This window comes from Streptomyces sp. NPDC048604 (genome assembly GCF_043199435.1).
Taxonomy (GTDB): domain Bacteria; phylum Actinomycetota; class Actinomycetes; order Streptomycetales; family Streptomycetaceae; genus Streptomyces.
Genome location: NZ_JBICVX010000006.1, coordinates 457633 through 467220 on the forward strand (window position 1 = coordinate 457633; position 9588 = coordinate 467220).

Here is a 9588-nt window from a genome sequence, read left to right on the forward strand (position 1 = left end):
GGGCGCGCCGGTCGCCGCACCGGCCGGCGCGGGTCTCAGGGCGCCCGGTCAGGCCTCCCAGCGGTAGAACTCGCTGGCCATCGCGTCCTTGGGGTCCCGCCAGGTCTCCGGGTCGTAGGCCCGCACGAACGGGGCCAGTTTCGTGCTCACGTCCCGGAACGCCGGATGTCTGACATGGCGGGCCACCTCCGGTGCGATCGGATGGTTCCCCTCCACCAGATGCAGATACAGATCGCCGAACCGGAACAGACTGCGGCCCGTGACGCCGATCAGTCCGGGCAGCTCGCCCCGGTCCGACTCCGCGAAGACGTCCGCGATCCGCTCGCAGCTCTCGCCGTTCAGCCTTGCGACGATGAGCGTCCGGTGCACCCCGTCACCCCCTGTTCCCGTCCGCCGGTCCGGCGGGCCGTGCCGCCGCCCGGGCCTCCACCCTGTCCCGGATCAGGCCCATCTGAATGAGCGTGTTCCGGTTGATCCGGTCCGTCATCGCCGCGTCGTCGACGGGCGCCTCCGGCTTCATCGCGAAGTCCTGGATCCAGCGCATCCGCGTCCCGCCGTCCGGCGTCGCCGCGTACTCCCAGCGGATGTGCATGTGCGCGAACGGACCGGTCTCCACCCGGTGCGCCGTCACCACCCCCGCCTCCCGGTCGCAGGTCCGCCGCGACACCCAGCTCCACGCCACCCCGTTCTCGTCGGGATGCATCGTCAGCCGGAACGTCACGCTCGTGCCGACCCGCTCCAGCACCTCCACCGCCGCGTACTCGCTGAACAGCTCCGGCCAGCGCTCCACGTCGTTCGTCAGGTCCCAGGTCAGATCCGGCGGAGCCGCGATCACGATCTCGTTGTCCGTGTGTCCCGCCATGTCAGCCCACCGTCCTCAGACTCGCCCCCACCGTCTCGACGAACTCCCGAGGGGTCCGCGACGCGACCGCGCCGCCGCCCAGCTCCACGCCGTACGTCTGCTCCAGCTCCGCGACCAGCCCCAGCAGGCCCAGCGAGTCGAGCCCGTACTGTGCGAACTCCACGTCGGGGGAGCCCTCCAGGACCGCCGGGTCGACCGACACACCGGCCTTCGACCGCATCAGCCCGGCCAACTCCTCGTAGCCGAACCCTCTGTTCCCCATGCTTCCTCGCTCTCCGCCGTCTCCGCCGTCTCCTTCTGTCAGGCCGCGTCGGCCCGCAGCAGCACCAGGGCCGTGGTGGACCCCGCGAGCCCCCGGGCGAGGACCAGCGCCGCGCGCGGCGCGACGGCCCGTGCTACGTCGGTCACCACGTCCAGGTCGTGGCATATCCGGGTCCCGCCGAGCCCCGGCACGGGCGGCACCACCCCGTGCTCCAGCGCCAGTACCGCGGCCACCGCGTCCAATGCCGCCGCGGCGCAGTACGCCCGGCCCGTTCCCGGCTTCACCGTCGTCACCGGGATCCCGCCGCCGCCCGGCCCGAAGACGTCCGCCAGCGCCAGCGCCTCGGCCCGGTCCGCCGCCGGGCTGCCCAGCGCGTCGGCGAACACCACGCCCACCGCCTCCGGAGGGAGCCGCGCGGAGCGCAGCGCGCCCCGGATCGCCCGGCCCAGGCCCTCCCGGGAGGCCGCCCAGTCCCCGCCGCCCGTGAACGTCGATGCGTGTCCGCCCACCAGCGCCCGCACCACCGCCCCTCGCTCCTCGGCCGCCGACCCCTCCTCCACCACCAGCACCACCCCGGCCTCGGCCGGGGCGAACCCGTCCGCCCCTGCGGTGAACGGCAGATACGCCCGGTCCGGATCCGTACCGAGCCCCAGCCCCGGCGCGTCCAGCTGGCACACCACCGAGAACCGGCAGAACGGGGCCTCGGCCGCGCCCGCCAGCATCGTCCGCGTGCCCCGCCGCAACTGCCGCGCCGCGTGTGCCAGCGCGTCCAGGCCGCCGGCCTCGTCCTGCGCCAGCACCCCGCACGGGCCCCGGTAGCCGTGCCGGATCGACAACTGGCCCGTGGACGCCGCGTAGAACCAGGCGATCGACTGGTACGGGCCCACCGCCCGCGGTCCCCGGCTCCACAACCGCTCGATCTCCCGCTGCCCGAACTCCACCCCGCCCAGGCCCGCCGCGATCACCACCCCCGTGTCGTACGCCTCCGGCCCCGCCGCCGGCAGAGCCGCGTCCGCCAGCGCCAAGTCCGCCGCGCCCAGCGCCAGATGCGTGAACCGGTCGGTCTGCACCCGGACATGACCCGGCACCGCGTCCGCCGCCTCGAAGCCCCGCACCGCCCCGCCCACCCGCAGCGGCAACCCGGCACAGCCCGCCGCGTCGACCAGGTCCAGCGCCCGGGCGCCCGCCAGCGTGCCCTTCCAGAACGCGTCCACCCCGATCCCGGTGGCCGCGATCACGCCCAGACCGGTCACCGCCGCCCGCGCCCCCGCTCGTGCCCCCGTCCTCACGCCGCCCACCCGGCCCCGCGCCGGCCCCGGCCGTCCAGGACCACCGCCGACTGGAAGCCCCCGAACCCGCTGCCCACTGACAGGACCGTGCGCAGCCGCGCCTCCCGCGCCGTCACCGGCACATAGTCGAGATCACACTCCGGGTCGGGCGTCTCGTAGTTGGCCGTCGGGGGGATCACCCCGTGCTCCAGGGCGAGGACGCACGCGGCCAGCTCGATCGACCCGATGGCCCCCAGCGAATGGCCCACCATCGATTTGACGGAGCTCATCGGCGTCCTGGTCGCGTGCCCGCCCAGGGAACGCTTCACCGCCGCCGTCTCGTGCCGGTCGTTCTGCACCGTCCCCGAGCCGTGCGCGTTGACGTGGTCGACCTCCTCCGGCCGCACACCGGCGTCGCCCAGCGCCCGGTCGATCGCCCGCGCCATCTCCCGGCCTTCGCGCGTCAGCCCCGTCATGTGGTGCGCGTTCCCGAACGTCGCGAACCCTCCCACCTCGCAGTACACCCGCGCCCCACGCCGGCGGGCATGCTCCAGCTCCTCCAGGACCAGCACCGCCGCGCCCTCGCCCAGCACGAACCCGTCCCGGTCCCGGTCGAAGGGCCGGCTCGCCCGCGCCGGTTCGTCGTTGCGCGCCGAGGTCGCCCGGATCGCGTCGAAACAGGCCACCGTGATCGGCGATATCGGCGAGTCCGCGCCTCCCGCGAGCACCACGTCCGCCTCGTCCTCCGCCACCGCGTGCAGCGCGTACCCCACCGCGTCGAGCCCCGAGGTGCAGCCCGTCGACACGGTACGGACCGGGCCCCGCGCCCCGTACGTTTCCGCCACCTCGCCCGCCAGCACGCTCGGCGTCATCGCCCGGTGCAGATACGGCCCCGCACCGGCCGCGTCCACCGCCCACCGCGCGCCCCGCCCGCTGACCTCCACGTAGTCGTGCTCGAGGCGGGTCGTCCCACCCACCGCCGTGCCCATGGAGACGCCCACCCGCCATGGATCCACGTCCTCGTCGAGCCCCCGGCACGGCTCCGCGCCCGGGCCCGCGCCGAGCCCGGAGTCCCGTAACGCCTCGGAGGCGGCCACCAGCGCGAACTGCACGTAACGGTCGGCCCGTTCGGTCTGCTCCGGCGACAGACCGGCGGCCCGTGCGTCGAAGTCGACCTCCGCCGCGATCCGGGACCGGAAGCCCGACGCGTCGAACAGCGTGATGGCGCGGGTGGCTGTACGGCCCGCCGTCAGCAGCTCCCAGAACGCCGGCACCCCGATCCCGCCCGGCGCGACCACACCGAGGCCGGTCACCGCGACCCGGCGCGTCATGAGGCGGGCTCCGTGTCCACATGGCCCAGCTCGGGGCGCGGCGCCAGCGGACCCAGGTGGAACACCACCCGAGCCGTGTCCATCCCGGTGTTGCGGAACCGGTGCCGGACCATGCGCGGGATCAGCAGCGCCTGATCGGCCCGGAGCGGGTGCGCGGTCCCGTCCAGGTCGACCTCCAGCTTCCCGGCCACCACGAACACGAACTCCTCCGAGTACGGGTGGTAGTGCTCGCTGATCCGGTCCCCGGGCTCGATCGACGAGACGCCCATGAACCCGCTGTCGGAGCCGACCGTGCGCGGGGAGAGCAGGGTGTACAGCGCGCCGCCGCGCCTGCGCTGGGGCTCCACGTCGCCGAGGTTCACGATGAGAGGGACGTCGGTCATGGCGGACTCCTCCGTCTGCGAGGGTGGGGCGGTCACGCGGGCGTGGCGACGAAATCGGTGACGGCGGGCATGTCGAACGCGTCGAGATAGGCCCGCAGGCCGTCCCGCGCCGACAGGTCGTACGGACACAGCGCCGGGTCCAGCAGCGCCGCGAGCTCCGCCCCGTCGTCAGGACGGGCTCCCACGCCCACGGCCAGCCCCGGGGCGTCGACGGCGGGGACGGCCAGGTCCACGCTCCGCAGGACCATGTCCTCCGCGGCGTACACGGTGGCCGTCCGCAGCGCCCCCGCGCCCCCGTCGACCGTGGACGCGCCGTGCCGGCCGAGGAGTTCGACCAGTTCGGGGCCGCGTCCGGGCAGCACCGGGTAGAACAGCACGTGCCGGTGCAGCGTCCCGTGCGGCTCGCCCGCCGCGTGATGACGGACGGCCCGCAGCGCGGCTCTGCGGAAGAACGAGCGTGCCGACTCCTCGTCGCCGAGGTCCACGTCCGCCACCATGTGGTGCCGGACCTCCTCCTCGATCGCCCGGACATGGGGGCGGCGGACGATCGCCGCAAGCGTGGGCCCGATGTGCTCCGGTCCGCCCGTGATCTCCACCGTTCTGAAGAACCGGTCGCCGTGCCGGTACAGCGAGGCTCTGCGCAGCCGCGTCCGCGACACGGCCCCCGCCGGCGGGACTCGGGCACCGAACACCTTCGCCACGTCCGGCCCGCTGCCCGGCCGCACCGCGTACGTGATCGCGTGGCGCGTCACCACCGCCGCGGGTTCCGCCTCCGGCCCCGGCTCAGCCGCGCTGCGCTGCGACGGCGGGCGCCCGGTCGTCTCCCGCTCCACCGTGTACCGCAGGGAACGCCGGCCCACCACGCACTCCCGCAACGGAGCTACCGTCTCCAGGTGTTCGGCGCTGTCCACCCACGCGTGGAACAGCTCCGCGCTCTCCCACTCACTGGTGATCAGCCATTGCCCCGGCTCGTCCGTCGACCGGCACAGCTGGTCGACGACATGCCCCGGCACCTCCGCGACCGCATGTCGCACCCGTTCGTACGCGTCCAGGAACTGTTGCTGCCGCCCCTCGCCGACCTCGCACAGGAGAAGCACCCGCAGCCGCGCCGTCCCACCCTCGGCCTTCGTCGTCCCCGTCATCGCCCGACCCCCAACCGTCACGAAGCGTCACTCGTCATTACGTCGAGTGATTGCTTCCCCGGTCGGAACGGCGCAGACGCGATTGGCGGCTACTGGCCAACCCGAGTCAGGCAGGCCCCATCAGACCCTGGCGCACGCCGCGTCACACCGGCAGCAGACGCGCGATCAGCGAGCCCAACTGGCGGGCGTTCCGGCACGGATGCATCTCGACCAGGCCGGCGTACGTGTACGCGACCGAGTCTCCGGTCTGCCACAGCGACGGCGGCTCCGGATTGAGCCAGTAGACCCGCCGCGCCCGGTCCGCGATCGCCTTCACCGCCGGCAGGTTCGGATCGCTCATGTTGTTCCGGGCATCCCCGAGCACGAAGACGACGGAACGAGGACCGATCGCGTCCAGATACCGCTCGACGAACTCGCCCAGCGCCGCGCCGTAGTCGCTCTGGCCGTGCCAGCTCGTCAGCGTCGCCTCGGAGAGCACCCGGCCGCCGAGCCCGGCGGGATCGGCCGAGGCGCGCGCCACCAGATCGGTGACCTCGTCCACGCGGTTGACGAAGGCGAACACCCGGACCTTGCTGAACTGGTCGTGCAGCGCCTGGACCAGCAGCATCGTGAAGTTCGCGAAGCCCGACACAGATCCCGACACGTCGCACAGCAGCACCAGTTCGGGCCGCCCCGGCCGCCGCCGGCGCAGCACCGGCCGCATCGGCACGCCTCCGGTCGACAGCGAACCGCGCAGCGTCCGCCGCAGATCGATGCTGCCTCGCGCCGCCTTCCTCCGCCGCGCCGCCAGTCGCGTGGCCAGCTTGCGGGCCAAGGGGCGTACGGTACGGCGGAGTTCGTCGAGCTGGGCTCCTCCGGCCAGCAGGAAGTCGACGGAGTCGGCGGTCCCGCCGACCGCGCGCCGCGCGATCCGGTCCGTGCCGCGCTGCTCGGCCACCCGCCGCCGCGCCTCGGTCGCGACCTGCTGCCGGAACGCCTCGATCCGCCGCCGGATCTCGTCGTCGTCCAGCCGCTCGGCAAAGGCGTCGCCGTCCCCCGACGAGCTGCCGCCCGCCCCACCGGCCCCCGCCGAACGCCCGGCCCGCATCGCCTCACGGACCCGTGCGAGCAGCGTCTGCGGCCGCAGCCGCTGCAGGGTCTGGTACGAGGACCAGCCGTCCGACCCGGGCGTGGCGCCGTAGCCGCCGAGCGCGCCCACCGCCTCCGCCGCCAGCCGTCCGAGCCGCGCCTCGTCGTCGGCCGCGAGCGCGGCCGCCAGACGGTCGCGCAGCTCCGCCGTGTCGGGCGGGCCCTCGCCCGCCGGCGGCGCGTCCGGAATGCCGACGCTCAGCGGGAAGTACAGGTCGAAGACCCGGTCGAACAGCGCCCGGTGCCCCTCCTGGTGCAGCAGTGTGGCCGCCAGGCCCTCCCGCATCCGTTCGCGGTCCGTGAAGCCCAGGGCCTCCAGCGCCTGCCCCGCGTCCACGGTCTCGCCCGGCCCGATCCGCAGCCCATGCGTGCGCAGCGTCTGCACCAGGCCGGTCAGCCGGTCGGCGACGCCGCCGGCGCCCGCCACGGTCACGCCCGCGGTCCCCGTCCCCGCCGCGTCCCCCGCCTCGACGGCGTCCGCGCTCACACGGCGTCCAGATCGAGCTTGGCCGCGGCCTTCAGGATGTCGTCCTGGTGCTTGAGGATCACCCCGAGACTGTCCCGCACCACGGTCTCGTCCAGCGTCGTCGCCCCGAGCGCCAGGAGCGTACGGGCCCAGTCCACGGTCTCCGCCACCGACGGCGCCTTCCGCAGGTCCATCGCGCGCAGCGCGGCCACGACCCGCACCACCGACCCCGTCAGCGCCTCGTCGATGCCCGGCACCTTCATGCGGACGATCCGGCGCTCCAGCTCCTCGTCAGGGAAACCGATGTGCAGGAACAGGCAACGGCGGCGCAGCGCCTCGGACAGCTCCCGGGCGGCGTTCGAGGTGAGCACAGTGAACGGGCGGCGCGTGGCCCCGATCGTGCCCAGCTCCGGCACGGTCACCTGGAAGTCGCTCAGCACCTCCAGGAGCAGGCCCTCGACCTCGATGTCCGCCTTGTCCAGCTCGTCGACGAGCAGCACCTTCGGCTCCTCGCCGCGGATCGCCGTCAGCAGCGGGCGGGCCAGCAGGAACTCCTCGCTGAAGATGTCGGTCCGCGTCTCGTCCCAGCTCTCGCCCCGGCCGGCGGTGATCCGCAGCAGCTGCTTGGCGTGGTTCCACTCGTACAGCGCCCGCGACTCGTCCACGCCCTCGTAGCACTGCAGCCGTACCAGACGGGCGTCGGCGACCTGCGCGACGGCCTTCGCCAGCTCCGTCTTGCCCACGCCGGCCGGGCCCTCGACCAGCAACGGCTTGCCGAGCCGGTCGGCCAGGAAGACGGTCGTGGCGACCGCGGGGGAGGCGAGATAGCCGGTCTCGGCGAGGCTCGCGGCCACGTCGTCCACCGAGCTGAAGTACCCGGTGGACGTGAAGTCCCCCGTGGAGGCGAAGTCCCCGGTCGTCATGGCGTGTTCCCCCGACTCTCGCGACGCGCGCTCTGCGGGTTCCGGCGCGTCCGTGTCTGCTGCCGGTACTTGATCACCGCGTGCGCGGCAGCACAATGCCGCGCACATGTTTGCGGCGAACGTCACGCCGGTGCGAGAGTCACCCGCCTGAGGGACGGGTGACCAGGGGAGGAGCCGGCAGCATGACGGAGCGGACGACAGGGCGGGCGGAGCGGTCGATACTGCCGCCGGGCCTCGGCACGGCGATACACGAGACGGCGGCGGAGATCGCCGCCCTGGTGCGCGGGGCCGCCGACACCGGGCTGCCGGTGCCCGGTCTGGAGTGGAGCATCGGCGAGACCGCGGCGCACCTGGCGCAGGCGAACGCGCTGATGGCCGAGCTGGCCGCGGGCCGGGAACGGCCGCACGGGGACGGCACGCCCGGCAGCATCGCCGAGGCCAATACGCGCGTGCTCGCGGCCTTCCCCGAGCGCGGCGCCGGTCCGCTCGCCGACCTCATCGCGGAGCAGGCCGACGCCTTCCTCGCCGCCGTCGAGGAACGGGACGCCGACGAGGTCCTGGCCACGCCGATGGGCGCGATGGGCCCCGCGACCCTGGGCTCGTACCTCCTGACCCACATGCTGGGCCACGGCTACGACCTGGCCCGGGCCCTGGGGCGGCCGCACATGATCGACCGTGCCCGGGTGGAGCTGACGTTGCCCTTCATGATCACGGCGATGCCCAGGGTCGTCGACCCGGCCGCCGTCGCCGGCCTGAACGCGCGCTTCACGGTACGGCTCTGGGGCGGTGCGCGGTTCGGCGTCACCGTGGCGGACGGCGCGGTGCGCGTCACCGACGGCCCGGTGGAGCGCCCGGACTGCACGATCCTGACCGAGCCCGTCACGTTTCTGCTGATGGCGCTGGGTCGCAGCGGCCCCTGGGGCGCGATGGCCCGAGGCAGGGCTCTGAGCTGGGGCCGCAGGCCATGGCTCGCGCCCCGCTTCCCGGCGCTCTTCGTCGCGCCGTGAGCCGCCGCTAGGACGGGCGGTCCACTCGACGCGAGCCGAGCGGACCGCCCGTATCGACCCGTACGGCTCAGGAGACCCGTACGGCTCAGGAGAACACGACGGAGCGCACCTTCAGCCGTTCCGAGCCTCCGCCCGTCACCGGCCGCAACGAGAACCATTCGCCGGTGCACTCCGCGTCGGTGAACACCGTGGCCGTGGCGGTGGTCCGGTTCCGCGCGTGTGCGCGGGCTCGGTCGTCGCCTCGTCGGCGACCTCGGGCAGCGCGATGCACTCGCCACTCGGCGGGTCGACGAGTGTGGCCCTGACCCGGTTCCCGTTCTCGTCGAGGTACGTGTACGAGAACTCTCCGTCGGCCGCCGAGGCGGAGCCGGGGGTGGTGAGGGCGAGCGCGAGGGCGCTCACGGCTGCGGCTGTGGCAAAGCGAAGGCGCATGGGAATCCTTGATCGATAAACTGCTGTTCCGTGCGGAGCGCACGACAGGGCTTGCCTTCCCCGGGAGTCCTTCCGTCGTACGTCTCTGACCTGCTGAAACGATCCACTGTCACCCTTTCGGAGTGCCGGGTGGTGCCTGTGGTGCTGATGGAATGACTGTGACGGTGCTGATAGGCGTGGCTGCCGTGATGGAGGTGCCGTGTCGGCGAGTGAGGGTGCCCAGGAGGCCCTGGCCCGGGAGCATGCAGCGGTGCTTGACCGGCTGCATGCCCTGGAGGAGGCAGCCGAGCGGATCGGCGCCACCCTCGACGTGGAGTCGGTCTGCCGCGAGCTGGTCGCATTCCTCCGGGACCGGCTCTGCGACGCGGCGGCCGTCGACCTGCT

At 73.7% G+C, this 9588-nt stretch carries 10 protein-coding genes and 1 pseudogene; 2 read left to right on the forward strand and 9 right to left on the reverse strand.

The genetic code is table 11. The features are described from left to right. Positions 1–48 precede the first annotated feature (48 nt). The 9 genes from ACGFMM_RS16115 to ACGFMM_RS16155 form a co-directional block, all read right to left on the reverse strand. On the reverse strand, positions 49–369 hold the full coding sequence (locus tag ACGFMM_RS16115; protein WP_393646928.1) for a TcmI family type II polyketide cyclase: 321 nt from the start codon (positions 367–369) through the stop codon (positions 49–51). 4 nt (positions 370–373) lie between these two features. Continuing rightward, entirely contained in the window at positions 374–862 is a 489-nt protein-coding gene (locus ACGFMM_RS16120) for an SRPBCC family protein (RefSeq protein ID WP_393646929.1), read from the reverse strand. 1 nt (position 863) lies between these two features. Further along, positions 864–1124, reverse strand: a complete 261-nt coding sequence (locus tag ACGFMM_RS16125) for a phosphopantetheine-binding protein (protein WP_393646930.1) — start codon at positions 1122–1124, stop codon at positions 864–866. Between the two features lie 38 nt (positions 1125–1162). Beyond that, on the reverse strand, positions 1163–2413 hold the full coding sequence (locus ACGFMM_RS16130) for a beta-ketoacyl synthase N-terminal-like domain-containing protein (RefSeq protein WP_393646931.1): 1251 nt from the start codon (positions 2411–2413) through the stop codon (positions 1163–1165). After that, positions 2410–3723, reverse strand: coding sequence for a beta-ketoacyl-[acyl-carrier-protein] synthase family protein (locus ACGFMM_RS16135; RefSeq protein WP_393646932.1), 1314 nt, complete (start codon positions 3721–3723; stop codon positions 2410–2412). Before ACGFMM_RS16135 ends, ACGFMM_RS16130 begins: the two co-directional genes overlap by 4 nt. Next, positions 3720–4106 carry a cupin domain-containing protein gene (locus ACGFMM_RS16140; RefSeq protein ID WP_393646933.1) on the reverse strand — a complete coding sequence of 129 codons (387 nt, stop codon included), beginning with the start codon at positions 4104–4106 and terminating at the stop codon, positions 3720–3722. Before ACGFMM_RS16140 ends, ACGFMM_RS16135 begins: the two co-directional genes overlap by 4 nt. Positions 4107–4138: 32 nt before the next feature. Next, positions 4139–5248, reverse strand: coding sequence for a SchA/CurD-like domain-containing protein (locus ACGFMM_RS16145; RefSeq protein WP_393646934.1), 1110 nt, complete (start codon positions 5246–5248; stop codon positions 4139–4141). Between the two features lie 142 nt (positions 5249–5390). Continuing rightward, entirely contained in the window at positions 5391–6803 is a 1413-nt protein-coding gene (locus tag ACGFMM_RS16150) for a VWA domain-containing protein (RefSeq protein ID WP_393646960.1), read from the reverse strand. 56 nt (positions 6804–6859) lie between these two features. Continuing rightward, positions 6860–7765, reverse strand: coding sequence for an AAA family ATPase (locus ACGFMM_RS16155; RefSeq protein WP_393646935.1), 906 nt, complete (start codon positions 7763–7765; stop codon positions 6860–6862). A 182-nt stretch (positions 7766–7947) separates the two neighbouring features. On the opposite strand from ACGFMM_RS16155, the gene ACGFMM_RS16160 reads away from it, so the two are divergent. After that, the gene (locus tag ACGFMM_RS16160; RefSeq protein WP_393646936.1) at positions 7948–8772 is read left to right on the forward strand and encodes a maleylpyruvate isomerase family mycothiol-dependent enzyme; all 825 of its coding nucleotides are present in this window, start codon (positions 7948–7950) and stop codon (positions 8770–8772) included. A 631-nt stretch (positions 8773–9403) separates the two neighbouring features. Beyond that, positions 9404–9588 (forward strand): annotated as a pseudogene (locus tag ACGFMM_RS16165) (protein phosphatase); the annotation flags it as partial.